The sequence below is a fragment of the Paenibacillus sp. S02 genome (assembly GCF_019454065.1).
GTDB lineage: Bacteria > Bacillota > Bacilli > Paenibacillales > Paenibacillaceae > Paenibacillus > Paenibacillus polymyxa_B.
The window spans coordinates 4,840,903-4,865,211 of sequence record NZ_CP073682.1 but is presented as its reverse complement, the minus strand read 5'-3'; the positions used below and the strand labels follow the sequence as shown (position 1 = coordinate 4,865,211).

Here is a 24,309-nt window from a genome sequence, read left to right as displayed (position 1 = left end):
ATTTTTCTTATCCAGAGAGGTGGAGGGACTGGCCCGATGAAGCCCGGCAACCCGTTCTTTCCCGGTGTAATACACTGGGAGGGAACATGATGGTGCTAATTCCTACAAAACCGCTAGAGTTATAGCGATTTTGGCAGATGAGAAAAGGTTCGCAAGGTGGGGCCCTTTTCATTCTGTGAAAGGGGCTCTTTTTTGTATAAATAAATAGCGATTTTATACAATTCTGAGAGATGACAACTGGTTAAAAGGGTAAGGAAGAAGTGAAGGGGGTCGCAGCACGTTGATAGAGCTTAAGCAGTTAACCAAGCATTATGGCAAAGGCAACCGACGCGTTAATGCGCTATCTGGGTTGAATCTTTCTATAAAGCGTGGAGAAATATTCGGAGTGATTGGTCACTCCGGGGCGGGGAAAAGTACATTGATCCGCTGTATTAATTTATTGGAACGCCCTACTTCAGGTGAAGTATGGGTAGACGGGGTAAACCTCGCTACTGTGAGTCAATCCCAGTTACAGAAGCAACGTCGAAAAATCGGAATGATTTTTCAGCATTTTAATTTGTTATCTTCGGCAACGGTGTATGACAATATTGCATTTCCTTTGCGGTTGGTAAACACTCCCAGGGAAAAGCTGGACATGAAAGTTCGTGAGCTGCTGGAACTGGTGGGTCTGGAAGAACACAGTGGAAAGTATCCGTCACAGCTCTCAGGTGGACAGAAACAGCGGGTAGGAATTGCACGGGCGCTGGCTAGTGATCCTCATGTATTGCTGTGTGACGAAGCGACTTCTGCGCTTGATCCGCAAACGACGGGGTCTATCCTGAAATTGCTGTTGGATATTAATCAGCGCTTTAATTTAACCATCGTGCTGATTACACATGAAATGCATGTCATTCAAAGCATTTGTGATCGAGTTGGCGTCATTCATCAGGGCGACATCGTGGAGCAAGGCCCAGTGGCGGAAGTATTTTTGAAGCCACAGCACCAGGTAACCAAGGACTTTATCCAACGGGAGTCAGAACATCCCGAGGAGTTGCAAGCAGCGATTGCGGCAGCAGGTGGCGGTGAGTCGGCGCAGGTGGTACGTATCTCCTTCTTGGGCAGTAAAACATATGATGCGATTCTGTCGCGTACGGCTCGAAGCACTGGTGTTGATTTTGCGATCTTGCAGGGAACCATATCTACGATTAAAAATGTACCCTATGGACAGCTGATCGTTCGTTTTGAAGGAAACCATGAAGATATAGAGCATACGCTGCGCGAAGTGTCTGGGCAAGGACTTGATGTGGAGGTGATCGGACAATGAGCGAACTTGATTTTTCACAAGTGAGTTGGGATGAGCTAGGGAATTCTACTCTGGAAACCCTTCAGATGCTCGGAGCATCCGCATTGTTCACCCTCATTATTGGTTTGCCGCTTGGCATATTATTGTTTCTGGCGAGTCGCTCCTCGTTAACTCTGATGAAGGTGATATACATTGTATTATCATTCATCGTTAACATTTTACGTTCCGTACCATTTATCATTTTGATCGTTGCACTTATTCCTTTTACACGATCGCTGGTAGGTACCTCGACCGGGGTGTTGGGAACCATTCCACCATTGGTTATTGGGGCTGCCCCATTCTTCGCACGTCTTGTCGAAACGTCTCTGCGTGAAGTGGACAAGGGCGTCATTGAAGCCGCACAAGCGATGGGTGCCTCGACAGGACAAATTATCCGGCGTGTGCTGTTACGTGAGGCACTTCCGGGTCTGCTCGCTGCATTAACCATTACCGTCGTTACACTCGTATCCTACACGGCAATGTCCGGGATGATCGGGGGCGGTGGACTGGGTACACTGGCTATCAACTACGGCTATTATCGTTATGAAACGGCTGTCATGATCGTTGCGGTCGTGCTGATGGTCGTATTGGTACAATTGCTGCAAATGGCGGGAGATCGTCTCGTGCGGCATTATACTCGAAAATAGGGAAAACATATAGATATCCTTATTGATCAGGACATCTGCTCCTGAATATTACAAATTATTGGAGGGGTAATAACATGAAGAAATGGGTATTGGCTGTATTAAGCTTGACATTAATTGCGGTGCTGGCGGCTTGCGGTACAAAGAGCACAACATCGGATACAAACAATGCGAACCAAAATACAGGCGGATCACCACGTGAAGTGGAGCTGAAAGTTGGAGCTTCTCCTGTGCCGCATGCGGAAATTTTGGAAGCGATCAAACCTCAATTGGAAAAAGAAGGAATTCGCCTCCAAGTCGTTCAGTTTAACGACTATGTACAGCCGAACGTACAATTGTTTGACAAGCAACTGGATGCTAACTTCTTTCAACATGTACCTTACTTGGATGTGATGAACAAAGAGCGCAAAATGGATCTGGTTTCTGTGGGCGCAGTTCATTTGGAGCCATTCGGTATCTACTCCCAAAAATATAAAAAGCTTGATGAAATCCCTGATGGCGCAACTGTAGCCATTCCGAACGATGCGACAAACGGAGGCCGCGCATTGCTCTTGTTGGAGAAACAAGGTCTGATCAAGCTGAAAGACGCAAGCAACATTGAAGCTACGGTAAAAGATATTACTGAAAATAAGAAAAACCTGAAATTCAAGGAGCTTGAGGCGGCTATGCTGCCACGTCAGTTGCCTGAAGTGGATATTGCGTTGATCAACACGAACTACGCTCTGGAAGCGAAGCTGAATCCAACGAAGGATGCACTGGCACTGGAAGATAAAGATTCTCCTTATGCTAACGTTCTGGTAGCACGTCCTGATAATAAAGATTCCGAAGCGATTCAGAAGCTGATCAAAGCTTTGCAATCTCCAGAAACTAAAAAATTCATCGAAGATAAATACCAAGGCGCGATTATCCCGGCATTTTAAGTAGGGGACGAGAACGTATTGCACGCAAACCCCAGATTCTCTTAAACAAGAGGACTGGGGTTTCTTTTTCAGCATTTTGCATAATTCGATTCCCAACGCTCATAAGTACAATATATAGACGAACTAAAGCGTTTCGATCTATATATTGCTGATTGGAAAACGCTCTTGGGATTTATGCAAAATGCTCTTTTGGATGGAGTTGTAGGGGAAGCTTAAATATTTTATACTTGGGGGTGACCGTTCTCTGTGAACAGGAGGAAAATTGTTGAGAGATAAAGTCGCATTCATAACGGGCAGTGCCAAAGGTTTAGGTAAAACGACCGCTTTGCGTCTGGCGGATGAAGGCTGTAATATTGCGCTAAATTATGTGCATAGCCAAGCAGAAGCCGAAGCGCTTAAGCGGGTAATTGAGTCTAAGGGAGTACGCTGCCTGTCTTTACAAGGGGATATCTCTGTTCAGGAAGATATCACGAGGCTGATTGGTGAAGTACAGGATCGGCTGGGCGGAGTCGATATTATGGTAAACAATGCCGGACCGTTCATCCGGGAACGCCGTCTGTTTGCGGATTACAGTGTAGCTGAGATTCATACCATGATACAAGGGAATCTGGTCGGTACCATGTTGCTGGATCATTTGGTATTGCCCCACATGCGTAGCCAGCAATGGGGACGTATTATTCATTTTGGCTTTGGTCATGCTGGAGAAGCAAGGGCTTGGCCGCATCGCGCCGTCTACGCAGCCGCCAAGGTGGGGCTGGTGTCTTTTACGAAGTCACTGGCTGTGGAGGAAGCTCCTTATGGCATTACGGTCAATATGATCTGTCCAGGGGATATCCGAGGAGCAAATAAGGAAATGTCAATCGCCGATGTCATCGGCATGCAGGATAAAGAGACACCGCGTGGACGTCCGGGGAGCGGAGAGGACATTGCGCGAGTGATCGCCTATTTGTGTGAGGAGCATTCGGATTTTATAACAGGTAATATTATGGATGTATCGGGAGGATTGGACCCCATTCGGCCAACCATATAAGCTTGAGTGATCCCTCAGACGCTGTAACACAAAAAAGAGTCTTGAGCTTCGTTACCGAAGTCAAGACTCTCATGATCATTATGCATCAAGCATTAGAATACTTGTACCACTTCTTGGACGCCGTCGACTTCTTCGAGAAGAGCGCGTTCAATCCCTGCTTTCAGCGTGATTGTGGAACTTGGGCAACTGCCGCAAGCGCCTACCAGCTTCAGCTTAACGATGCCGTCTTCAACGTCAACCAGCTCAACGTCGCCACCATCGCGTTGCAGGAACGGACGGAGCTTATCCAGTACATCTGCTACTTCATCATACATTTGAACGCTTTGTGTTTCGCTCATTAGAATTCAACTCCTTTCCTATACCTTTATTATTATATTACAAAGCGGGCCAAATTAAAATGCCCGTCATCCAAAGCAGGTGAAAAAATGTTAAGACCTATTATTGAGTTTTGCACAAGTAATATGCATTGGGGTACCGATGAAATCATGTCCAAACTGGAGCAGAATCCAGATTATGATGTGATTGAATACGGATGCCTAAGCAATTGTGGTCAGTGCAACGCCGAACCCTATGCGATGGTCAACGGTGAGATTGTATCCGCAGATTCAGCAGAGCTTCTGTACGAAGTGATTATGAACAAAATTAAGGAAGCTGAAGCATGGGATAACCTAGATTTGGATTGAAATAGAATGATCCGTTTAGCCAGCTTCCTTTTGTATAGGGAATATTATAATCCATTCATGCAAGAAACAAAGAAGACCTGCTCTGGGAGCGGGCCTTCTTTGTTTGTTTAGCATGTAATCAGCCAAAATGGCGTTTGGACTTCCAGAGCACACCGCTTTTAAGCAGGCGTGGTACTCGTCCGCGCAATGAGGTACTGCCCATAAAGCCATAGCCGAACCCGGCCTTCTTGCCAAGTGCGCCTAATGTACCGCGCAGCTTTAAAGGATGCGGGTGAGGCGATTGGCCTTTCCACAGGTCGCGTACAATGTGTGCGATTTGCTCCCCTTGCACTTCTGCCGCCTGAGCGCTTGGAGAGTAGGGAAGGCTCGCACAGTCTCCGACCACATACACCTCAGGATGATCCGGTATTTGGTAGTACTCGTTGAGCACGATGCGACCCTGAGGGTCTTTAGGAACGGCTAAATCCTGCACGATTTTCACCGGCTGAATCCCAGCCGTCCATACCACTGCATCCGTTACAATTTGCTCGTCACGGTTATAAATAGCCCCCGGCTCAATACGGGAAACCGCAACATGATTCAGCGCATTTACCTGATGCTCCTTGAACCAAGCATGTACATAGGCAGACAAACGTTGCGGGAATGCCGACAGCACCCGCTCGCCCCGATCCATAATGGTAATATTCAAATCCGTGCGGCTTTCACGTAACTCCGCAGCAATCTCAACACCGCTAAGACCGCCGCCTACAATATGGACATGTCCATATGGCTTGATTTCGTTCAAGCGCAGATAGGTTTGGCGGGTATGGTTAAACGACTGGATCGTACAGCTGTGTTCCTCAGCCCCTGGTGTATTGTGAAAGCGGTCGGTACAACCCAACGCAATGACAAGCTGGTCATAGGGCAAGGGTTCACCGTCTTGAAAATGGACAATCTTATTCTCTAGATCCATCGAGGTGACTTCTCCGTATTTGCGAATAAGACGTTGTTCATCTGGAAAATGCACCCGCAAATCAAAATCAGATACCGTACCTGCCGCGAGGGCATAGTACTCTGTTTTCAACCCCTGAAAGGGCATTCGATCCACTAAAATAACTTGAACATCGTCGGGAATGTGTTTATCCAGCAATTCTTTGGCAATGGTAAGACCGCCATAGCCGCCCCCCAGAATAACGAAATTTTTCATCAAAATCCGCCTTCCTTTCGCTACCGTGTCCCCGGCAAATGATCTGGTGTCTGTCGATCTAACACTAGTTTTTTTGTTGATATAAAACCCGAGAATCGGGCCTGCCTTTGGCAGGCAGACCAGCGTATTCCGAGGCAGCAGATGCTGCATGGTGTGAGTAATGGGGATGAAATGCTCGCGGGAAATTTGAATCCGATATTACATTTATTCGAAAACTTCGATTTCGTTATAGAAGGTGTCCCGTTCTACAGGTATGCGTCCTGCACCTTTGACCAGCCAGATTAGCTCTTTACGGGTCAATCCGGCAGGGGTTAACGCACCTGCGGCATGGCTGATCTGCTCACGCACAATCGTGCCATGGACGTCTGATGCGCCAAAGGTGAGAGCGACCTGTGTCAATTGCGGGCCAATATTAATGAAGTAAGCTTTGACATGGTCGATATTGTCCAGCATCAGGCGGCTGATCGCAATGGTTTTGAGATCCTCGTAAGCGGAGTTACGGCGCATGATGTTGGCGTTTTTGCTTTTCGGCTGCATGGACAATGGAATAAATACCATAAATCCGTTCGTTTCGTCCTGCAATTCACGAATTTGCAGCATATGTTCAATACGATCCTGATACGATTCGACCGAACCGTACAGCATAGTCGTATGAGTTTTCATGCCGAGATTGTGGGCCGTGCGATGTACTTCGAGATAGCGGTCCACGTTGGCTTTCGTAACACGCATCTTCTTCCGATATTCGTCGGACAAGATTTCTGCGCCACCACCAGTCAGGGATTGAAGTCCAGCCTTTTGCAGCTCCTGAAGCACTTCTTTAATACTCAAGCCGCTTATGCGTGTGAAAAAGTCAATTTCCGCTGCAGTGTAAGCTTTCAGTGTAACGTGGGGATACTTTTCATTCAGCGCCTTCAATGAGTCTACATAGTATTGGAAAGGCACATGATTATTATGACCACCGACGATATGAAATTCTCTTACCCCCGGATGGATGTGTTGCTCTACATAATCAATCATTTCCTGCCCGGACAACGTATAAGAGCCGTCCTCCCCCTGATCCTTGCGGAAATTGCAGAACGCGCAGCGCGCTTCGCATACATTGGTGAAGTACAGGCTCATGTTTTCGATAAAATAAACCTTTTTTCCGTTCTTGCGTAAATTAGCTTCGTTAGCCAACTGACCCAGTGTGAGGATATCGTCAGTTTCATACAAATATATACCGTCTTCAAGGTTCAAACGAATACCGTTCTGTACCTTTTCTACAATTTCCGCCATTCTGCGGTCTGTAAAAGGTGTAACTAATGTGGACATGCCTATTCCTCCTTCAAGTTGCTCTGTGCGAGGCTGTCCGCTAAATCAGCGGCACAAGCGATAGGTGCGCACAGGATGTCCCGTTCCGTCGGTAAGAATCCGGCAGCGCGGATATACGATATGTGAAAAATGTTACAATGCCAGGCTACAATGATGAATGTCTCAAAATATCGCCTTTGAAATGACAAATTTCCGACAGTTTCTTTTACACACTCTTCACCTATTATAAACCTCACACCACCGGTGTTCAATACAAACGAATAGAAAAACAGGTCTTTAAGCCTGTAAGGGAAGGACATTCCATGACTTGAGCACCTGCTAATAGTGGAGTATACTGAAGGAGAACATGAAGTAAAAGAGGAGGATGGAGCTATGATTAACATCACCGATTCCGCTGCTGAGCGTTTGAAAGATATGCTGGAGCAGCAGGAAACGCCGAATATGTTTTTGCGTCTAGGTGTTACGCCGGGCGGTTGCACCGGATTTTCGTATGCAATGGGCTTTGACGACAACGAGACGGATCAGGATATATATATGAACGTACAGGATATGAAAATTGTAGTGGAAAAGGAAAGCATCCGCTACCTGGACGGTCTGGAAATCGACTTTGAAGAGTCTGGAATGTCAGGCGGCTTCACGATTCATAACCCGAATGCTGTAGCTACATGCGGCTGTGGTTCAAGCTTCCGTACGGCTACAGATGCCGGGAAACCGAACGAAGAGCCTTGTTAAGATAGATAACGGGGATACAATGAAAATGGGTTGTCTGCAAACCTACACGATGGGGCGTTGACAATTCGAAAATGTAAATCAAGACCTCCAGAACGGTATAGTCACGTACTATATTCGCCCTGGAGGTCTTTTTAATGTGTTTAAGGATAACTTTACTTAAGATCATTATCACTATGTGTGGATTGGACAAATTTACTCAGGGCATTAAAAAAGGCAAATACAACTGTAAAAAGCAAGAGAGCTACGGGTTTAATTTCAATCTCAGAAAAAACACTATATAGAACTAAAAATGCAAAAAAGAGTACTGAGCTATTTACGTTTTGTTTTGTGTAAATAGATTTTATAAAATCCATTGTATCACTCTCCATTTTGATTATAAGAATTCAAACATATAGTATAAGTACCTCAATAACAAAATAGAAGTTAACTTGGTATATATACCATATTGCGATTGATTTTTGAGAGAGAATATATGCGAATGTATTTAATGAACGACTTCTTATACATAAATTACAGTATTGCATACAAACCTCCAGGACTTATCAAATAAAAAGTTCACATTATTTTAATCAGAGTTTTACTTCACTAAAATTTCAGTATAGGAACTTACAATTTGAATTCTGAGGGAGTGAAAGATTATATGAGCAATCCAGTTAATTTAAAAAGAGTTACCCTGACATACGGACCTGATGATGATCCTCATATGCATGAATTATTTGAGGGAGTTCTGTATGATCGTAGCTATTTCTTTTATCTTGAAAATGGGGTATTGTGTCTGCGGCATGTACGAAAGGTAGAACAACCGGACCATCCACATCTTTATGTAGACGGGGAAAGTGGGGGTCTCCAACTAGCGAAGAATGTACAGCGTGAGATTATGGAGGTCGTTACAGAACTGATCGAGCGTTTGCGTAGTAAGGATGGATTGGCGTTTTTACTGGATGAACTGCTATGGCTACATGGTCGAAGTCATATTGAACTTAACCTCGTGAAAAATAAAGGATGATATATTTCTGTTGAAAACCAACAGCCTGTAACTACATTATGCTTCTATTGAGAAGGAATCTGTTAATATGGTTGCTGTGTTCAGTGAAGCTCTTTATCAATCATTTCATTTTTCCATCAACATGATTTGTAACCTTTCCCCACTGAGCCGGCACTTAAGATTAAGAACACGAAAGAAAAGAGGCTAGGAACGTATGAGGGAGTGGGTTGAAAAGGCGCGGCAAGGGAACGCGGAAGCGTTCGGGCAGCTGATGCTGCATTTTCGCGGGATGGCCTATGCGGTGTCCTATGACATGCTAAAGGATGTTCATCTCGCGGAAGATGCCGTGCAGGATGCGTTCATAGAGGCTTATCAGAATCTGGAGAAGCTACAGAACCCGTCCGCTTTTCCAGGCTGGTTCAAGACCATTGTCGTAAGACAGTGCCAGCGGATGCTGCGGCGTAAGCATCATTCGATGCTTCCTCTGGATGAGGCTGTGCAGGTTTCCGGAGGAGTACCGGGTGTAGCAGAAATTGCGGAGCGTAGGGAGGAGAGCCAAGTTCTGCAACAATCGGTGAAGGCACTGTCTGCCAAGCTGCGCGTGCCTCTGCGATTGTTTTATTTTTACGGCTACTCTCTGCAGGAAATTTCCGATTATCTGGGCACTCCGGTCCCGACGCTTAAGAAGCGGCTGCACGATGCCCGCCGAAAGTTAAAAGGTACACTCCCGGTAGCTGACCTCGTTTCCGTGTTCAATCATTTGTATGAGGGAGGGCAAAACATGCTACATATTGTTAACGGTGATGTTGTAGGCCAGATGTTGAAGCAGGGGGTTGTACAGGGTGATGTGCTTGTATGGAGAGAGGTATATCCGGCAGGACCGATATTTGCAAATCCAGCGGGGGTGGAAGAACGGGCATTGCGGGCCCGGGTCTTGGAAGAAACGATGGGTATTCCGACCAACGAATATATTACGGGTTGTGAGGAACAAGAGCAGAAACTTCGTGAATTTATTAAGTATGATGAAGTCGTGTTGTGGTTTGAGCATGACCTGTTTGATCAGAGCATGCTCGCCTATCTGCTCCACTGGTTCAAAAGACAGAAACTGGGCCGCACGAAGCTGAGCCTGCTCTGTATTGGGGAGTTTCCGGGAATCGAACGGTTTCATGGTCTGGGACAGCTCACTCCGGCACAGCTTCAGACATTATCCGGTACCTGGCGGACTATTGGGCGACAAGAAATGGAACTCGGAAGCGAGCTTTGGCAGGCGTATGCTTCTCCTGATCCTGTTCAAATGGCTAATCTGCTGGAAGACAAGAAGGCAGAATTGGCAGCATCCGGCCTGCCTTTTGCCTATGAAGCTTTCACAGCGCATCTCAAGCGGCTGCCCTCGGAGCAGAATGGTCTTGGCATTGTGGAACAGACCACGCTTCAGGCCGTTCATAATGGAGTGAATACGGCATTGGAATTGTTTCGTCAGGTAACTGACGTTCTGCATGTGCTTGGCATGGGTGATCTCGAATACTGGAAATTTATTCTTGCTTTGGCGCAAGGCGAACATCCTTTGCTGATCATTGACGGGGATGAGGTCGGCTTGGATTTCAGACAAATTCCGGATTTTCTGAACCGAAAGGTAATTCTTACAGAGTTGGGTAATGAGGTACTGAATGGATCAGTGGACCGCATTGCAGTTCAAGGAATCGACGAGTGGTTTGGGGGGCTGCATCTCCATGGACATGAGGTTTCTTGGCGATGGGATGATTTGGCTGGTGGATTGGTCCGACATTGAAGAAAGTATAGAAGCAGATTGTTTAAAGTGCGAAAGAGTTTTCCGTTTATGGGAAACTCTTTTTTTATTTTTTAGTAGACCATATTAAGACAAGAAAACCAGCTAATGTTTGTCAAGGAGTCCCGCGTCTATTTCTCTGTAGCTTATAGCTTGCGTACCCGTATCACCTCGAAACAAGCAGTATGGACATTAATAGGTGCTTTTGATTATCTGGAAGCAATAGAAGTAGCGCTTTCAACTATGACACAAATTGTAATTGATTTTTTAGTGAGTTCTTCCCCGGTGTTAGCTATCATCAGTATATTTTCCTAATGTTAGGAACCGACATGGGCAGATGCGCATATACTTTCTAAAAACTAACATCGGGAGGAGATAAACTTGTATCAAGTACCTTCTTACTGGGGAAATTCATACTATATGCGGGCCAATTTTGTACCTATCTGGAACACAGGATTTCCGAAAGCAGTACAAATGATAAAGGAAGCGGTACAAGGGGAGCGTAACGATGAGTTGTTCTACGATGAATTGATCAATTTGGCCCCCTCACAAGAGCAGGTGGCTATTATTGAAAGCATCCGTAATGATGAGCGCGGTCACAATAAAATGTTCAGAGAGATGTATCGGGCTTTGACAGGACAGGAAATTACAGGCAACAGTAGTGAGCAATATGAGAGGGTGCAATCCTATACAGAAGGTTTACAGCGCGCCTTGATGGGAGAGTTGGGTGCGGTGGAACGGTATCGCAACATCTGGTTTGGTTTGCCTGCTGGCATCTATAAGGACACAGTGTACGGTATCATTTTGGATGAGCTTAAGCACGCTGCTAAATACAATTATCTGATTACGTTGAATCTCAGGTAACTATTGACCGCAAGTCAATACTACTCCACATCAATTGGATGCTGGATTTTATCCTTATATTCATCCACATAGAGTTGGCCGTTGCTGCCTTTAACGGCATAGAATACGTCCTCTAACTTTTTGTCGCGGGCCTTCAGTTGAGACAGCAGCCATGATTCGGGGATATGATTGGAGTTTAAATTGCCATGCAAAAGCTGTCCGTCGATTACAAGCTCAATTGGGAACTGTGTGGCATTACCTGCATTCAACTGCAGGTCTTTTAATGTCACGGCTTGCAGTTCCTTTTTCTTTTGAACAGATAGTTTTCCGTTAATCTCAAGGAGGGCGTACTCCACTTCCTCTATATTAAAAATTTCTTTCTGGCGAAGCTGCTGATTTAAAGAATCTAATGTCATATTATTTTTTTTTAAGTTATCTTCGAGAATGAACCCTCCTTCTATGAGAACGGTGGGTGCTCCCTCTGTCCACATCTTAAAGTTTCTGAATTTCAAAAAAAACTTGGATAAAACATAAGAAGTAATTGTAAAAACAGACAGGGCTATTAATAGGTGGACAACTTCTATTTTTTCGTTAAAGGCAAAGTTGGCTGCTATAGCCCCTAATATGACTGCCGTCACGAATTCGTGAAAGTTCATATTGGAGAGGGTTTGCTTCCCCAGTATTCTCCCAATTAGCATGAGGATAACGAATGCAGAAAAACTTCTGATCAAAATAACGAGATGGTCCATGCAAAACCCTCCTAGTTTAAAAATTGCAGGTATTCAGCATATAGGTTACCCGCCGCACTAGATTAATATACCAGTGGAATTAATGTATTATATGTTATGTATAAGCTTGTTGGCGCAGGCGATCCCAGCTACCTTGTAAGGCTTGTCTTCTTTCTTTTACATTTCTTAATAGACCTTTAATTTTTGATTTGCTCTTTGTCGTAGTCCAGTATAGGCAACCAATTGTTTCGGCCCCACGAATTGTCTCGCAACTCCGATTTCAGCCACAACTTCTAATACAACAACTGGAGCCTTGCCTGTGCGTTCTTGTAGTTGTGCAGCTACTTTGCGTATGCGACGAAATCCTTGCTATATTTTTTCCTTACTTACCTAAAACCACCGTAAATAGGTCATAAATTTAGCTATTTGGTCGAATGATTTGATTTCTCTGCATATGAATAGACCTCCTTATGATCATAATCCAATGCTTCTACTGCTTCGAATCCGTAAATAGCTCCTGCGCGGTCCGCACAAATAACTGTACAGCAAGTGAAGCATCATGCAGGGATGGTACAGCGATACCGATTTGGCGTGTGATCAGAGGTGAAGTCTCCTTGACGGTCAGATCATGGGGGAACGTGGACAAGGCGAGCGAAGAGACAATACCCATACCTAGTCCCTGTCGAACCATGCTGACCAAGGTGCTGATATTATGAGTAATGAACTGTGCCTGCAACTGACTTTGTTCGCGTTCAAAACCTTCCATAATGGCGACCTCATGTCCACCTTTACAAAAGATCATATCCTGCTCATTCAAGTCTCGAATGGCGATTTTATTGTGCGATTGTAGGGGGTGACCGTCTGGCAGGAGAATAACCATGTCATCCTGACATAAAGGGATGACATCTACCTGAGGGTCTGGTAACAGGATGATACCCGCTTCGATTTCTCTAGTATGAACCCACTCCTTGACTTCATTCGTGGAGCCTTCATGTAGATCGAAAACAAGGTTCGGATAATGCTGACGAATATGATGAATAATCGGGGGCAGAAAATAGGCTGAGGCAGAAGGAAAGGCACCGATCGTGATCGTGCCAACGTCTAGACCTTTTTCAGCAGCCACTTGCTGCTGTACCTTTTCCATGCTTTGCAGCATCATACGGAATTGCAGCAGTACCTTGTTCCCGATATCTGTCAGCAGCACTCCTTTTTTTCGGTCGCGCAGCAATAGCTGGACATCCAGCTCGTTTTCTATGCTGGCGATGGCATGGCTGACCGCGGGCTGCGTCATATGCAGCTCATGGGCAGTTTGGGTGAAGCTTAGCGTTTCAGCTACGCGAACGAAGATCATAATTTGAGTAATGGTCATAAGTGAAAAGTTATCTCCCTTATTGAAAACATTCATTTTATTTATTAGTGATCACAGTATACGCTAGTAAAGCAAAACTTTGCAAACGGCTATTCAGATTTTAGTCGTAACAATGAGCGATGAAAATTTAAGGGAGAGAAGACATCTATGAAAAAATTAACACCTAGAGCTACACTGTGGCTTGTCTTGATATTAGTGATGGTATGGGGGATCAACTGGCCGTTGACCAAGCTGGCTTTGCCAGATACACCGCCGATATTTTTTTCAGGAATCCGTACCCTACTGGGTGGTGTGATTCTGCTATTGTTCGCTATGCGTCGCCGGGAAACCTTGCGCCTTAGACAGAATGGGTGGACTTATCTTGTGCTGGCCATATTTAATATTGCAGGCTACTATGGCTTGCAGACGGTAGGGCTGCATTATTTGCCTGCTGGATTATTTTCCACTTTAGTGTTCCTTCAGCCGATCTTGTTGGGATTATTCTCCTGGATGTGGTTGGGGGAGCGCATGTTTCCCCTGAAGGTCATTGGACTGGTACTGGGTTTTGGCGGGGTAATCGTGATTAGCTCTGGTGGGATGGCAGGGCATTTATCGGTACTGGGCATTGTGTTGGGGCTAGCTTCAGGACTGTGCTGGGCGCTCGGAACGATTTATATGAAGAAAAAAAGCCAGCAGCTGGACTCCATTTGGGCGGTGACGATGCAGCTCGTTTTGGGAGGAATTATACTCAATGGGATTGGATTTACGACCGAGAAATGGAGCGATATTCACTGGACGACCTCCTTTATCGCAATTTTATTGTTTATTTCGATATTTGTGATTGCGATGGGCTGGATGATTTATTTTAAACTGATCGACAACGGTGATGCGGGAACCGTCGGCTCATATACGTTTATGATTCCGGTACTGTCTACAATCTTTAGTATGGTAATGCTTAAGGAATCACTTACTTTGACGTTTGTTGTGGGGCTGGTGCTGATTGCAGGCAGTGTGTATCTGGTAAATACAGCATCTCCCGGAAAACGAAAGAACCGAAGCTCAAAGGCTGATGAAACGAATTCCTGTGCAAATGCATAGAAATATGGAATTAGGAAAAATATACTAGATTATCAGAGAGGGGGATAGTAAAATATGACTATATAAGTAGAGAGGAAGTTTGGTATGGGAGAATTAAGCAGTCATACTCAGTCTGTGGAGCCGCAAACACATTCTGTTCGTAAGCTCGCAGTTGTAGCAACAGTCATTTCAGGAGTAGCCGTACTAGGATGTATAGCCTTGGGGGTATGGAATTATAATCTGAATACGAAGGTAAGTACTTTAACTAGTGCGAACGCTTCACTAAATAAGACAACACAAGTATTAACGAAGCAACAAAACGATACAGCGGCGCTACTGGAACGAGTTAGATTAACAGCAAACCTGTCAGCCATAACGCATATGTTAGAGCAGACATCTGTCGTCACCGATGATTTTGTATTGGAAAAAGTGACTTTTGATGTAACAGAAGATGGCACGTTGAAGGGTGTACTACTGAATGTGAACAATCAACCTAATCTCGGTTTTGGCGGTGCTTATCAAGGTTATGGTAAATATAATATGTCCTCTGCTGCATTGACGAAGAAGGCGGAGGAAGTCATAAACATAGCTATGAAAGGGTACGGTACATCTGACAAGCTTCCGGTATGGGATAAGAACACGAAAGTGGAAATGACGGTTCAAAATTATCCGCTTGGTAAGCGGGAAGGTGGCACTTTCAAACTCACCGGTCAGCAATAGGAGGAACCTAATGAAGGATTTTGACGTAACCAAAGCCAAGTATGATCCAAAACAGGAAGAACAGGTGAAAAAGGGATTTTTCAACAAGGTGAAGTCCACGGCTGGAAAAGTTCCCTTTGTGAAGGATGCGGTGGCTATGTACTATTGTGCGATAGATCCTGAAACGCCTCTTTATGCCAAAGGGGTAGCATTCGGAGCCTTAGCGTATTTTATTTCTCCATTAGATGCTATATCAGATGTTATTCCGATGTTGGGTTTTACAGATGATGCGGGGGTTGTGCTAGCAGCTTTGAAAGTGTTGGACATGCATATCAAGCCTGTCCATCGGGAGAAGGCGAGCGAATTTTTGTCTTAAGGAATGCAAGTGGAGCGGGGGAGCTAAGGAATGGACAGATATACACCTACAGCGAGGGAACGCTGGCAGATGAAACAGAGTGAGCCACAGCCGCAGGGCTGGGTGCTCGCTCTATTTGGCTGGATTTTTGCAGGTTTGGGGTTCGTATTTAGTTTTTTTGTCGTTGGAGGCTTGTTGGGGATCATAGGTCTTGTTTTCGGAATTTTGACTAAAAAGATGGAACAAAGAGACACGCAGGGTATCTTCATTATCGTAATCAGCTCCGTAGCTATTGGCATCGGCCTATTGATTTTTATGATTTTTTTTGCACAAGGTTTTGTAGAAGGTCTGAGAGAAGGGTATAATGAGCATTATTAGGTCAGGGAGGTAACAGCATTGAGCGTCATTATTTCACAGCAGATCTCGGCAACGGGCGTGAAGGAATATACGAAGGTGATGAAAACATTTGATTCCCAGTTTACACCTTTGGTTGGACAGAAAATTAGGGATACGGCATTTGGCGATATGCAATATTACGATGTCGAGGACGTATTTATTGATCTAGCGGAGAATGAATATTGGGTAATTCTACCTGCCGTTTTGCTGCATTCTGATGATATTGAGGATATACGAGACGCTGTGCGTGAGTATCGTTCACACGGTTGGGAATGTACGAAACCTCTGTAAATGCATACCACTTAGGCATCTATACGGAAACGTCTTTCTTTTGCGAGATAGGCGTTTTTTTGTGTATTTGTGTATAAACTATTTCTAATGATTGGCATGAAAAGAAAGAATTTATGCTGAAAATGCGCAAATTGTATCATTTTTTATCATAAAACGACAAGTTGGGAAATGAAAACGGCCTTAATGTGTTATACTTAGTATATCAAAGGACAAGAGTCTAAAACGACCGGTAAGGCCCTTTCTTTGAAGAGCCTCTGAAAGGTTCAACGTTTATCCAAAATAAATGGTCAAAAGGAAAAGGGGAAATGCTAACGTGAGAGTGAATTTGAAATTTACTAACAAAGGGCAAGTTGCAGTTGAGAAGTTCAACAATGAGGAGCTTATCGAAATCTTTACCCGCTACATTAAAACGTTAAGCAAGAAGTATGATATCTCGGTTACCGTACCGGAGGATCTGAATGAGCAGATCTTGGAAGAGGGTACCGTGAAGGTCGTGTTGGATAAGATTAATTGTGACATGGACGCTTTTTTCAAGGAGCTGAGCCGGGATATCAAGGTGCCGCTGGTCAAAAGATTGGGTACCAAACTGGATAACGTATTTAAGACCGAGGTTGTGGAGCAGGAACAGAACTAAGAATAAGGATCAAGCGAGTCCGAATGAGGATTCGCCATATGAAATGATAAAACCTCCCGAATGGGGCGCCTGGCTAGGCCATGTGCTCGTTCGGGAGGTTTTATATGTTTAAACTACTCTATTCAGCATGAAAACATGCATGGCATGTCTGTCCCTTTTAACGTGTTGTTATAAAAGTAGGGCGCAGTTGGGCTAAATCAAACGAAGGTACCAGCCCTTCCTGCGCAGCGCGACCAAGCAAAGCTTCGATGGCGGCATATCCGCTGTCTCCCAGATTGGCGGTAAAATCGTTTACGTAAAGGTCGATATGCGATTGGGCGACATCGGGTGAAAGTTCCTGCGCATGAGACAATACATATTCACGCGAAGCTTCAGGATGCTTCCAAGCATATTCGACAGAGGCGCGTATCCAGTTTGTGATCGCATCCAGATCTAGCGTACGGCGGGCAATGATAGCTCCGAGCGGGATCGGCAGCCCTGTATCTTCTTCCCACCAGTTCCCCAGATCGACTTGCTTACTAAGTCCGTAGGACGGATACGTGAACCGTGCTTCATGAATAACCAGTCCGGCATCTATCTCCCCGTCACGGACAGCAGGCATGATTTGGTCGAACGGCATCACGACGATCTCGCCGACACCCCCAGGCACATGCTTGGCTGCCCACAGGCGGAACAGCAGATAGGCAGTGGAACGTTCACTCGGAACGGCTACACGCTTGCCAGACAGGGCTTCCGGGCCTTCGATCGTGGAACCTTCCCTGGTCAGCACGAGCGGCCCACAACCCCGGCCCAGTGCGCCCCCGCAAGGCAACAGGGCATATTCATCTAGCACCCAAGGGAGTGCAGCATACGAAATTTTCATGATATCCAGTCCGTCTGGTGTGATCGCCAGATTGTTGGTGATGTCGATATCGGCAAATGTAATGTCCAGCGCGGGTGCGCCCGGAATCAATCCATGCGCCAGGGCATGGAAGACAAAAGTGTCGTTGGGACAAGGTGAAAAAGCAATTTGCATCTATATAACCTCCGTTAATGTAGAAAATGCGGCTTCCAACGCTTGCAAAGCCTCTTTGATGCGCCAGGCTGCACGGTCACGTGGACCGACAGCATTGGAAATCGTGCGGATTTCCATCGTCGGCAGTTCCAGCCTATTTGCCGCCACGGCTACGCCGTAGCCTTCCATCGCTTCCGCAGCGGCTCCGGGAACGCGCTTGGTCAGCCGTTCCGCTGTTGCCGCCGTGCCGGTGGCTGTTGAGACAGTCAGGATCGGCCCCGCGACAGCAGCCTGTCCGGCGGCGCGCAACGCTTGAACGAATCGCTGCGCGTTAGCAACGTTCACGGCAATTCGGCTTGAGCCGAAACCCAGCTCGTCCACGCTGCTGAAGCCCTCTGTCGTCTCTGCCCCCAGGTCGGCGGCAATGATCGCGTCAGCAACAACGACGCTCTCCAGTGCAGCGACCTCCGCGAAGCCGCCACCAATTCCGGCGCTGATAACCAGCCGATAGTCACCAGCCGCAGCCAGTGCTAGCGCGGTTGAAGCCGCTGCGGACGGAGCGCCCACGCCAGCCAGCTCGACCACAAAACGGGTGTCGCCTTTCAGGCCCCGCAATACTGCTTCCCGTTCGCCTTCAACCGCGGTCATAACCAGGATGCGCCCATCTGATGTTGTATGCTCCATCGGTTGATTCCCCTTTAAATTTAGGTAATATGCTCCCTTATCATACTGCTTTTCGAAACGATGTTCAAAAAAAGTCGACAAAAAAAGCGCTCTGAGGCGCTTTTTGGAAAAACTGCAAGATTCAGCAGATATGAAAATCGGTAGTTGTAAACATAAAGCAATTCTAATCTGGAAGAACAGCGCAGGCATAGCATATAATAATTATATCGGCTGATCCTTCGTGATTAGCTGAAACATAGTAATATTGCGGTCATAATGGCTTGGGGTTCCATCTTGATTGCGCACCCGAATCATCTCGCTACTGAATAACTCGATATATCCACAGCCAATCTCACAGTATACACCTGTAGGGTCCTCTTGCCAGACTGAAACGAGGTGTTGAGACAGCGCCGCGGTGAAAAATTCGATGTTTTTTTGCAGTACGCGTGGCGTTTTCTTGGGTTCCATAACGTAAATCCTCCCTATATCATGCCATTTGAAAATCAGCAATTGAACGTGGCTACTAAGTGGTTACTACACATCATAATGAACATAAACAACTGGAAAAGGAACGGTTCGTCAATCTACTCTATGAAACAGACGTAAACACTGTACCGCTTAATGCTATTTTTGTAAAGCATCCGATTGACCTTTTCAAACATCCAGTTTGTGTTTACACACATTTTACATTGCGTTTACACTGCTGTGATGCTAGTGCGTTTCATCTAATAGTACAATAAAGGGTAACTATACTGCATGAATTGATGGAGGCCATATGTTGATAGAGAGTCAGAATAAGGATAAAGCCGGGTCAGAACGTTACTTTAACCGAGATTTAAGCTGGATTGAATTTAATCGCCGTGTGCTTCAGGAAGCTCAGGATGCAGATACACCGTTGCTGGAGAGAGCCAAATTTTTGGCGATTGTATCTAGCAATTTGGATGAGTTTATGGCTGTTCGTGTTGCAGAGACGCGCGAGAAGATCAAGGCGGGTTTTATGCAAAAGGATTTTACGGGATATACCCCCTCCGGTTTGTACAAACGCCTGATCAAGCGTACCGTCTCAATGGTATCGGAACAATACCGGACCTATCGTGATATTTCTCGCCTCTTGACGAAAAAGGGTCTTTTACTGTTCGAATATGAAGACTTAAATACGACACAGCGCAAGTCGCTGGATGCATATTTTCATGAAATTATATTTCCGGTGCTCACGCCGATGGCGGTCGATCAGAGCCGTCCTTTTCCACTCGTTCACAATAAATACGTATATTTAGCGGTCGTCTTGAGACGTCCCGGGGATACAGAGGAGGATAAACCACTTTTTGCCATTGTGCAGGTGCCTTCGAATATTCCACGTGTTGTTACGGTGCCTTTGCGGTCGAACAGCAAGAAGAAATCATTTATTTTAATTGAGGAACTAATCAAGCATCACATTCAAACGCTGTTCACCGGATATGTTCCAGAGGCGGTTCATGCCTTTCGTGTTACGCGTAACTCCGATTTGTCCATTAATGAAGAAGAGATCGAAGATTTGCTCGAAGAGATTGAAAAAGAGCTGCGTCGAAGACGACGGGGGGCGCCGGTAAGACTGGAAGTAGAAAAAGGGATTCATCCCTATGCCCTGATGGAGCTTCAACGCGAATTCAAGCTGTTCGATCATGTGTTTGAGATGGACGGGCCGTTGGATCTGACGTTTTTGTCGTCTTTTGCCGATCATTTGGAGGGGTATTCGCATTTGAAATTTCCGGCAATCAAACCACTGTATCCGGAAGAACTACCCCCGCAAGAGGATATTTTCAACGTGCTTCGCAAACGGGACGTGCTCGTGTACCATCCGTATGAATCATTCGATGCGGTAACTGATTTTATCATTGAGGCATCAGAGGACCCGGATGTGATGGCAATCAAAATGACCCTGTACCGTGTCAACGGGGAATCGAAGCTGATTCCGGCATTGGCACGTGCGGCCGAATCGGGTAAGCAGGTAACGGTGGTGGTGGAGCTGAAAGCCCGTTTTGATGAGGAACGTAATATTGCCTGGGCGCGTACGCTTGAAAAAGCAGGCTGTCACGTAGTGTATGGGCTGGTTGGCTTGAAGACGCACGCCAAAATCATTCTTGTTATACGCCATGAGCGCAACGCACTCAAACGATATGTGCACGTAGGCACAGGCAATTATAATGAAAGCACGGCGCGCGTGTATACGGATATCGGATTGTTTACGTCGGATCCGGTACTTGGCGAGGATGCCTCTGAACTGTTTAATGAAATTACCGGATTCTCTGCGCTCAAGACTTTGCAAGCTTTTACGGTGGCTCCAACGGGAATGAAGAACAAGCTGTTTGAACTCATCCGTAGGGAAGCTGAGCAAGCATTGGCAGGTAAGCCCGCCCGGATTATTGCCAAGATCAACTCCTTATCCAATCAGGAGATGATCGATGAACTATATGCGGCTTCCCAAGCAGGTGTGAAGATTGATCTTATCATTAGAGGGGTCTGCTGTTTGCGTCCGGGTGTGGAAGGATTCAGCGAGAACATACGTGTCATCAGTATTGTAGACCGCTTCCTGGAGCATTCCAGATTGTTTTATTTTGAAAATGGAGGCAATTCCGAGTTGTTTCTGTCCAGCGCGGATTGGATGACGCGCAATTTGACCCGCCGAATTGAACTGATGTGCCCGATTTATGATGACGGGATCAAAGAAATGCTGGCAGATATTCTGCATTTATCGTTAAGAGATAATGTGAAGGCGCGCCAGCTTTTGCCTAACGGCAGCTATCAATTTGTGTCCAGAAACGACAAAGAGGCTCCCATCAGGAGCCAATCTGAAGCGATGAAGGTTAGAAATTGGAAGAAGGTAGAATGGACCACGACAATGTAAGATTCCATGCCTTTTGGAAATCTTTGGCAACCGATTCTAGCTCCCGTTGTTCTAATATGGGTTCACTCTTGCTTTCCAGACGAAGATGCAGTGCATCATCCCCTGTAGTGGGATTGATGCTGCTAATCATTCCGGACTCACTCCGATCCATGCCAATCGCGAGCTGGAGCAGCGAGCCGAGCCGATGTACACGTTCCTCGTCGGAAGGCTCCAAAATATCCGCATGTGTGCGTAGCAAACGGGGTGTCCGGTTCTTGGGATGGTAATCCGCGATCAACGCGGCTAGTACCGTTTCCCTATGGGATAAACCGCCAATGCCTGCATGTAAGATCCAGAATACGGAATTCTGGCGGAAATGATAGTAATTCAAGGCAGCTCCCGTTTTGTAAAGAGTTGCTGCGGTCAGTAACAAGCGTTTGTCCATAGCAGCTGAGGTTCCGCTAGCTAATGTGTCATAGAGCCGGACGGCGTACTCGTTAACTCGCTTGACATGCGCTTCGCTAACCGGGACAGCAAACGAAAGGATATTGCGAATGGATGTGATAAGCGGATTAGCTACCACGGGCTGTTCAGCGTTGACCAGCTCATGAAATAGGCCGTCTCGCAGACCCGCTCCACTGACCAAATACGCGGAGCCTTGAGCAGCTTCAAATATCGTTTTCAATATAATAAGACCCGGTACAATGATGTCGGCTCTGTCCTTGGACAGGCCGGCTGTTTTTTTGCGTTTTTCATAGGGCAGATGGGGCAGACTTCCATAGAAGTAATTGACATCTTCTATCGTCATTTCGTAATGGTGCGTCACAGGAAGTGAGTAATCCAATCGTTTCTGATTGATTTTAGCCAAAGTACGCAGGGTTCCACCTAGCCCGATGAATGGCAGACCCGGATTGGAGAAGATCCAATCATGATTTTGCAGGGAAGAACGGACAAAGCTCTCCATTTCCTCAATCTGCTGAGGAGACCATTCGCCATTCTTGACCTCACGTCCAAAGCGCCAATTCATATTGACGGCGCCAAAGGGAAATGAAACGGTATGCAGTCGCTTTCGATCACGGAACAACGTAATTTCGGTACTGCCACCCCCGATATCAATAATGATTCCGTCACTCACATTCATAGTGTTCACTACGCCCAGAAAACCGGCATAGCCTTCTTGCTCTCCGCTCAGTATTTCCAGTGTTAAATTTGTCTCCTCCGCGATCCATTGGACGATTTCGTCCGAATTCGTGGCATTGCGGATGGCTGCTGTTGCTGCTGCACGCATACGGACAACCCCGTGCATATGGCATACCGCCATAAATTGGCGCAGCAATGGAGCGATGCTTCGAATCGCCTCTCGTTCCATACGGCCGTTGGCCCCAACCTTTTCGCTCAGTCGGGCAGCTTCTTTGCATTCCTGCACAATTCGATAGGCTCCTGTCTCTGTCATTTCATAGATCACCAGACGTATGGAGTTTGAGCCAATGTCCATGATGCCAATTTTGCTATTCATGAGTTGACCTCCTTGTTGAACAAACGATTTGCCGGTAATTTCCGCTGCTCCGTGCAAATGGTAGTAGATTATTGTCATTGTACCAGTGATGTTCGGTGCATGCTACCGTTCGCCATGATCTTGTCGAAATAGACACATGCCGCCGACAATCATCCAAGAATAGAACATTCCTGTTGAGTATGTATAAGTATACCTGACGGCGAAAGGAGAGGGTTAGATGAGGCAACTTGCAAGCAAATGGCTCAAGACGAAGGCGCTGCTGTACCATCCACATACCGCCGTTTATATACCGGAAACCTGTCTATATAGTGAAGATCAATTGCGCATGATGCTGCGGCGGCATGCTTTTGTATTTATAAAACCTGTAAAAGGAGGCGGAGGAATCGGAGTCATGCGTGTGGCAAAGGAGCGTAGAGGATACGCCTGTACGCGTATGGAGCATACACATCGGTTCAGTCATTTTAGAGCACTTGTATTCGGAATCAATAAGCTCCGAATCCAACGTCCATATCTCATTCAACAAGGCATCCAACTGGCAAGTATTCAAGGTAGACCTGTCGACTATCGAGTCAAAGTCGTGAAGGAAGGGCAGAGATGGGATTTTCGTGCGGTGGTTGCACGTCATGCTCGTCCCGGACTGGTCATTACAAATCTGTGCAAAGGGGGAACTTTGCTGAAGGGAACAGAGGCGCTTCGGATGATATATCCCCGGCGGCTTGCTATTCAAAAGCGGCGAGAAATCATTCAACTTACACAACGCTGTATTCCTGTACTGGAAAGAAGATTTCCTGGGATCGGACAACTGGGATTTGATTACGGGCTTGATCAGAGTGGACGGGTATGGATTTTAGAGGTTAATACAAGACCTCAATAAATTTCTGATTTCTTTAAAAAAATTCCAATATAATCTATTAACAAGACGCTAAATATAATATATTTATATAAATAATAAAAATATTTTTTTTGTGTTCAAGCGTAAAAATTCTGTGTATAAATATTGTCCACATTATCCCCTGTCACATATATGGGTTAACGACACTTACCAACAATTTATACACAGGATTTCCACAATTGACTGTGGATAACAGAACGCTTGTTCCGTTTTTGGTATTTTGATAGAATAGATTTTGAAATAAAAGGAAAGGTTGTGTCGAGGATGGCTATGCTGACGGATGAGATGCTTTTGGATTCCTATCAGATGGCAATCGAGCTTAAACTTGAATGTGACTTCATTGCACTGTTGCTGGCTGAGATTCACAAAAGAAATCTAGAGATGAATACAGCCGTAGTCCTTCATTAGACCG

General features: G+C 45.9%; 28 protein-coding genes and 1 riboswitch. Of the genes, 18 read left to right on the top strand and 10 right to left on the bottom strand.

Going from position 1 to position 24,309, the window contains the following annotated elements:
* Nucleotides 1-4 precede the first annotated feature (4 nt).
* Nucleotides 5-144: riboswitch (SAM riboswitch) on the top strand.
* A 136-nt stretch (nt 145-280) separates the two neighbouring features.
* From KAI36_RS21635 to KAI36_RS21620, 4 genes are all read left to right on the top strand, one after another.
* Nucleotides 281-1,303, top strand: coding sequence for a methionine ABC transporter ATP-binding protein (locus tag KAI36_RS21635; protein WP_053326058.1), 1,023 nt, complete (start codon nt 281-283; stop codon nt 1,301-1,303).
* On the top strand, nt 1,300-1,968 hold the full coding sequence (locus KAI36_RS21630) for a methionine ABC transporter permease (RefSeq protein WP_023990182.1): 669 nt from the start codon (nt 1,300-1,302) through the stop codon (nt 1,966-1,968). The genes KAI36_RS21635 and KAI36_RS21630 overlap by 4 nt, the downstream gene beginning before the upstream one ends.
* Nucleotides 1,969-2,042: 74 nt before the next feature.
* The gene (locus KAI36_RS21625) at nt 2,043-2,885 is read left to right on the top strand and encodes a MetQ/NlpA family ABC transporter substrate-binding protein (protein ID WP_220025986.1); all 843 of its coding nucleotides are present in this window, start codon (nt 2,043-2,045) and stop codon (nt 2,883-2,885) included.
* Between the two features lie 265 nt (nt 2,886-3,150).
* A complete protein-coding gene (locus KAI36_RS21620; protein WP_220025985.1) occupies nt 3,151-3,915 on the top strand; it encodes an SDR family oxidoreductase in 765 nt (254 codons plus the stop codon).
* A 92-nt stretch (nt 3,916-4,007) separates the two neighbouring features.
* Here the strand turns inward: KAI36_RS21620 and KAI36_RS21615 are convergent, their stop codons facing one another.
* Complete coding sequence (locus tag KAI36_RS21615; RefSeq protein ID WP_013311836.1) at nt 4,008-4,253, bottom strand: NifU family protein; 246 nt, start codon at nt 4,251-4,253, stop codon at nt 4,008-4,010.
* 87 nt (nt 4,254-4,340) lie between these two features.
* Here KAI36_RS21615 and KAI36_RS21610 point away from each other — a divergent pair, with 87 nt between their 5' ends.
* Nucleotides 4,341-4,598 carry a YuzB family protein gene (locus KAI36_RS21610; protein WP_023990179.1) on the top strand — a complete coding sequence of 86 codons (258 nt, stop codon included), beginning with the start codon at nt 4,341-4,343 and terminating at the stop codon, nt 4,596-4,598.
* 118 nt (nt 4,599-4,716) lie between these two features.
* Here KAI36_RS21610 and KAI36_RS21605 read toward each other — a convergent pair whose 3' ends face one another.
* Together KAI36_RS21605 and mqnE are read right to left on the bottom strand one after the other, a co-directional pair.
* On the bottom strand, nt 4,717-5,784 hold the full coding sequence (locus tag KAI36_RS21605) for an NAD(P)/FAD-dependent oxidoreductase (RefSeq protein ID WP_220025984.1): 1,068 nt from the start codon (nt 5,782-5,784) through the stop codon (nt 4,717-4,719).
* A gap of 204 nt (nt 5,785-5,988) precedes the next feature.
* Nucleotides 5,989-7,095: an aminofutalosine synthase MqnE gene (gene mqnE / locus KAI36_RS21600; protein ID WP_023990177.1), complete on the bottom strand. Its 1,107-nt coding sequence runs from the start codon at nt 7,093-7,095 to the stop codon at nt 5,989-5,991.
* Nucleotides 7,096-7,467: 372 nt separating this feature from the next.
* Here mqnE and KAI36_RS21595 point away from each other — a divergent pair, with 372 nt between their 5' ends.
* From KAI36_RS21595 to KAI36_RS21580, 4 genes are all read left to right on the top strand, one after another.
* Nucleotides 7,468-7,827 (top strand): HesB/IscA family protein, encoded by a 360-nt coding sequence (locus KAI36_RS21595; protein WP_013311832.1) that lies wholly within the window; start codon nt 7,468-7,470, stop codon nt 7,825-7,827.
* 640 nt (nt 7,828-8,467) lie between these two features.
* Nucleotides 8,468-8,833 carry a hypothetical protein gene (locus KAI36_RS21590; protein WP_220025983.1) on the top strand — a complete coding sequence of 122 codons (366 nt, stop codon included), beginning with the start codon at nt 8,468-8,470 and terminating at the stop codon, nt 8,831-8,833.
* Between the two features lie 193 nt (nt 8,834-9,026).
* Nucleotides 9,027-10,601 carry a sigma-70 family RNA polymerase sigma factor gene (locus tag KAI36_RS21585; protein ID WP_220025982.1) on the top strand — a complete coding sequence of 525 codons (1,575 nt, stop codon included), beginning with the start codon at nt 9,027-9,029 and terminating at the stop codon, nt 10,599-10,601.
* Between the two features lie 417 nt (nt 10,602-11,018).
* Nucleotides 11,019-11,462: a ferritin-like domain-containing protein gene (locus tag KAI36_RS21580; protein WP_220028185.1), complete on the top strand. Its 444-nt coding sequence runs from the start codon at nt 11,019-11,021 to the stop codon at nt 11,460-11,462.
* 20 nt (nt 11,463-11,482) lie between these two features.
* Here KAI36_RS21580 and KAI36_RS21575 read toward each other — a convergent pair whose 3' ends face one another.
* The 3 genes from KAI36_RS21575 to KAI36_RS21565 all read right to left on the bottom strand — a co-directional run bounded on the left by KAI36_RS21575 (nt 11,483) and on the right by KAI36_RS21565 (nt 13,538).
* Nucleotides 11,483-12,190 carry a DUF421 domain-containing protein gene (locus KAI36_RS21575; RefSeq protein WP_071642818.1) on the bottom strand — a complete coding sequence of 236 codons (708 nt, stop codon included), beginning with the start codon at nt 12,188-12,190 and terminating at the stop codon, nt 11,483-11,485.
* A 165-nt stretch (nt 12,191-12,355) separates the two neighbouring features.
* Nucleotides 12,356-12,523, bottom strand: coding sequence for a transposase (locus KAI36_RS27635; RefSeq protein WP_220028184.1), 168 nt, complete (start codon nt 12,521-12,523; stop codon nt 12,356-12,358).
* A 136-nt stretch (nt 12,524-12,659) separates the two neighbouring features.
* Nucleotides 12,660-13,538: a LysR family transcriptional regulator gene (locus KAI36_RS21565; protein WP_220025981.1), complete on the bottom strand. Its 879-nt coding sequence runs from the start codon at nt 13,536-13,538 to the stop codon at nt 12,660-12,662.
* Nucleotides 13,539-13,685: 147 nt separating this feature from the next.
* Here KAI36_RS21565 and KAI36_RS21560 point away from each other — a divergent pair, with 147 nt between their 5' ends.
* From KAI36_RS21560 to KAI36_RS21535, 6 genes are all read left to right on the top strand, one after another.
* Nucleotides 13,686-14,615, top strand: a complete 930-nt coding sequence (locus tag KAI36_RS21560; protein ID WP_220025980.1) for a DMT family transporter — start codon at nt 13,686-13,688, stop codon at nt 14,613-14,615.
* An 84-nt stretch (nt 14,616-14,699) separates the two neighbouring features.
* Entirely contained in the window at nt 14,700-15,314 is a 615-nt protein-coding gene (locus tag KAI36_RS21555; protein ID WP_220025979.1) for a hypothetical protein, read from the top strand.
* A gap of 10 nt (nt 15,315-15,324) precedes the next feature.
* Entirely contained in the window at nt 15,325-15,669 is a 345-nt protein-coding gene (locus tag KAI36_RS21550) for a YkvA family protein (RefSeq protein ID WP_013311822.1), read from the top strand.
* 30 nt (nt 15,670-15,699) lie between these two features.
* Nucleotides 15,700-16,026 (top strand): hypothetical protein, encoded by a 327-nt coding sequence (locus tag KAI36_RS21545; RefSeq protein WP_023990166.1) that lies wholly within the window; start codon nt 15,700-15,702, stop codon nt 16,024-16,026.
* An 18-nt stretch (nt 16,027-16,044) separates the two neighbouring features.
* Nucleotides 16,045-16,335 (top strand): hypothetical protein, encoded by a 291-nt coding sequence (locus KAI36_RS21540; RefSeq protein ID WP_013311821.1) that lies wholly within the window; start codon nt 16,045-16,047, stop codon nt 16,333-16,335.
* A gap of 313 nt (nt 16,336-16,648) precedes the next feature.
* A complete protein-coding gene (locus KAI36_RS21535; protein ID WP_023990165.1) occupies nt 16,649-16,969 on the top strand; it encodes a hypothetical protein in 321 nt (106 codons plus the stop codon).
* A gap of 157 nt (nt 16,970-17,126) precedes the next feature.
* Here the strand turns inward: KAI36_RS21535 and KAI36_RS21530 are convergent, their stop codons facing one another.
* The 3 genes from KAI36_RS21530 to KAI36_RS21520 all read right to left on the bottom strand — a co-directional run bounded on the left by KAI36_RS21530 (nt 17,127) and on the right by KAI36_RS21520 (nt 19,094).
* Complete coding sequence (locus KAI36_RS21530; protein ID WP_076295548.1) at nt 17,127-17,984, bottom strand: 1,4-dihydroxy-6-naphtoate synthase; 858 nt, start codon at nt 17,982-17,984, stop codon at nt 17,127-17,129.
* Nucleotides 17,985-18,647, bottom strand: coding sequence for a futalosine hydrolase (locus tag KAI36_RS21525; RefSeq protein ID WP_076294226.1), 663 nt, complete (start codon nt 18,645-18,647; stop codon nt 17,985-17,987).
* Nucleotides 18,648-18,848: 201 nt separating this feature from the next.
* Nucleotides 18,849-19,094, bottom strand: coding sequence for a hypothetical protein (locus tag KAI36_RS21520; protein ID WP_007431922.1), 246 nt, complete (start codon nt 19,092-19,094; stop codon nt 18,849-18,851).
* 307 nt (nt 19,095-19,401) lie between these two features.
* Here KAI36_RS21520 and ppk1 point away from each other — a divergent pair, with 307 nt between their 5' ends.
* Nucleotides 19,402-21,510 carry a polyphosphate kinase 1 gene (gene ppk1 / locus KAI36_RS21515; protein ID WP_220025978.1) on the top strand — a complete coding sequence of 703 codons (2,109 nt, stop codon included), beginning with the start codon at nt 19,402-19,404 and terminating at the stop codon, nt 21,508-21,510.
* Here ppk1 and KAI36_RS21510 read toward each other — a convergent pair.
* Nucleotides 21,470-23,005 carry a Ppx/GppA phosphatase family protein gene (locus KAI36_RS21510; RefSeq protein ID WP_220025977.1) on the bottom strand — a complete coding sequence of 512 codons (1,536 nt, stop codon included), beginning with the start codon at nt 23,003-23,005 and terminating at the stop codon, nt 21,470-21,472. The two genes, ppk1 and KAI36_RS21510, sit on opposite strands and share 41 nt — an antisense overlap.
* A gap of 217 nt (nt 23,006-23,222) precedes the next feature.
* Here KAI36_RS21510 and KAI36_RS21505 point away from each other — a divergent pair, with 217 nt between their 5' ends.
* The gene (locus KAI36_RS21505) at nt 23,223-23,879 is read left to right on the top strand and encodes a YheC/YheD family protein (protein WP_220025976.1); all 657 of its coding nucleotides are present in this window, start codon (nt 23,223-23,225) and stop codon (nt 23,877-23,879) included.
* Between the two features lie 282 nt (nt 23,880-24,161).
* Nucleotides 24,162-24,305: a sporulation histidine kinase inhibitor Sda gene (sda, locus tag KAI36_RS21500; RefSeq protein ID WP_007431918.1), complete on the top strand. Its 144-nt coding sequence runs from the start codon at nt 24,162-24,164 to the stop codon at nt 24,303-24,305.
* The last annotated feature ends 4 nt before the right edge of the window (nt 24,306-24,309 follow it).

Coding starts and splice junctions, on each gene's coding strand:
- KAI36_RS21505 (WP_220025976.1), top strand. CDS start 23,223: ATGAGGCAACTTGCAAGCAAATGGCTCAAGACGAAGGCGCTGCTGTAC.
- KAI36_RS21625 (WP_220025986.1), top strand. CDS start 2,043: ATGAAGAAATGGGTATTGGCTGTATTAAGCTTGACATTAATTGCGGTG.
- KAI36_RS21610 (WP_023990179.1), top strand. CDS start 4,341: ATGTTAAGACCTATTATTGAGTTTTGCACAAGTAATATGCATTGGGGT.
- KAI36_RS21510 (WP_220025977.1), bottom strand. CDS start 23,005: ATGAATAGCAAAATTGGCATCATGGACATTGGCTCAAACTCCATACGT.
- KAI36_RS21550 (WP_013311822.1), top strand. CDS start 15,325: ATGAAGGATTTTGACGTAACCAAAGCCAAGTATGATCCAAAACAGGAA.
- KAI36_RS21530 (WP_076295548.1), bottom strand. CDS start 17,984: ATGCAAATTGCTTTTTCACCTTGTCCCAACGACACTTTTGTCTTCCAT.
- KAI36_RS21545 (WP_023990166.1), top strand. CDS start 15,700: ATGGACAGATATACACCTACAGCGAGGGAACGCTGGCAGATGAAACAG.
- KAI36_RS21565 (WP_220025981.1), bottom strand. CDS start 13,538: ATGACCATTACTCAAATTATGATCTTCGTTCGCGTAGCTGAAACGCTA.
- KAI36_RS21615 (WP_013311836.1), bottom strand. CDS start 4,253: ATGAGCGAAACACAAAGCGTTCAAATGTATGATGAAGTAGCAGATGTA.
- KAI36_RS21630 (WP_023990182.1), top strand. CDS start 1,300: ATGAGCGAACTTGATTTTTCACAAGTGAGTTGGGATGAGCTAGGGAAT.
- KAI36_RS21595 (WP_013311832.1), top strand. CDS start 7,468: ATGATTAACATCACCGATTCCGCTGCTGAGCGTTTGAAAGATATGCTG.
- KAI36_RS21525 (WP_076294226.1), bottom strand. CDS start 18,647: ATGGAGCATACAACATCAGATGGGCGCATCCTGGTTATGACCGCGGTT.
- KAI36_RS21585 (WP_220025982.1), top strand. CDS start 9,027: ATGAGGGAGTGGGTTGAAAAGGCGCGGCAAGGGAACGCGGAAGCGTTC.
- sda (WP_007431918.1), top strand. CDS start 24,162: ATGGCTATGCTGACGGATGAGATGCTTTTGGATTCCTATCAGATGGCA.
- mqnE (WP_023990177.1), bottom strand. CDS start 7,095: ATGTCCACATTAGTTACACCTTTTACAGACCGCAGAATGGCGGAAATT.
- KAI36_RS21605 (WP_220025984.1), bottom strand. CDS start 5,784: ATGAAAAATTTCGTTATTCTGGGGGGCGGCTATGGCGGTCTTACCATT.
- ppk1 (WP_220025978.1), top strand. CDS start 19,402: ATGTTGATAGAGAGTCAGAATAAGGATAAAGCCGGGTCAGAACGTTAC.
- KAI36_RS21575 (WP_071642818.1), bottom strand. CDS start 12,190: ATGGACCATCTCGTTATTTTGATCAGAAGTTTTTCTGCATTCGTTATC.
- KAI36_RS21560 (WP_220025980.1), top strand. CDS start 13,686: ATGAAAAAATTAACACCTAGAGCTACACTGTGGCTTGTCTTGATATTA.
- KAI36_RS21555 (WP_220025979.1), top strand. CDS start 14,700: ATGGGAGAATTAAGCAGTCATACTCAGTCTGTGGAGCCGCAAACACAT.
- KAI36_RS21590 (WP_220025983.1), top strand. CDS start 8,468: ATGAGCAATCCAGTTAATTTAAAAAGAGTTACCCTGACATACGGACCT.
- KAI36_RS21580 (WP_220028185.1), top strand. CDS start 11,019: ATGCGGGCCAATTTTGTACCTATCTGGAACACAGGATTTCCGAAAGCA.
- KAI36_RS21520 (WP_007431922.1), bottom strand. CDS start 19,094: ATGGAACCCAAGAAAACGCCACGCGTACTGCAAAAAAACATCGAATTT.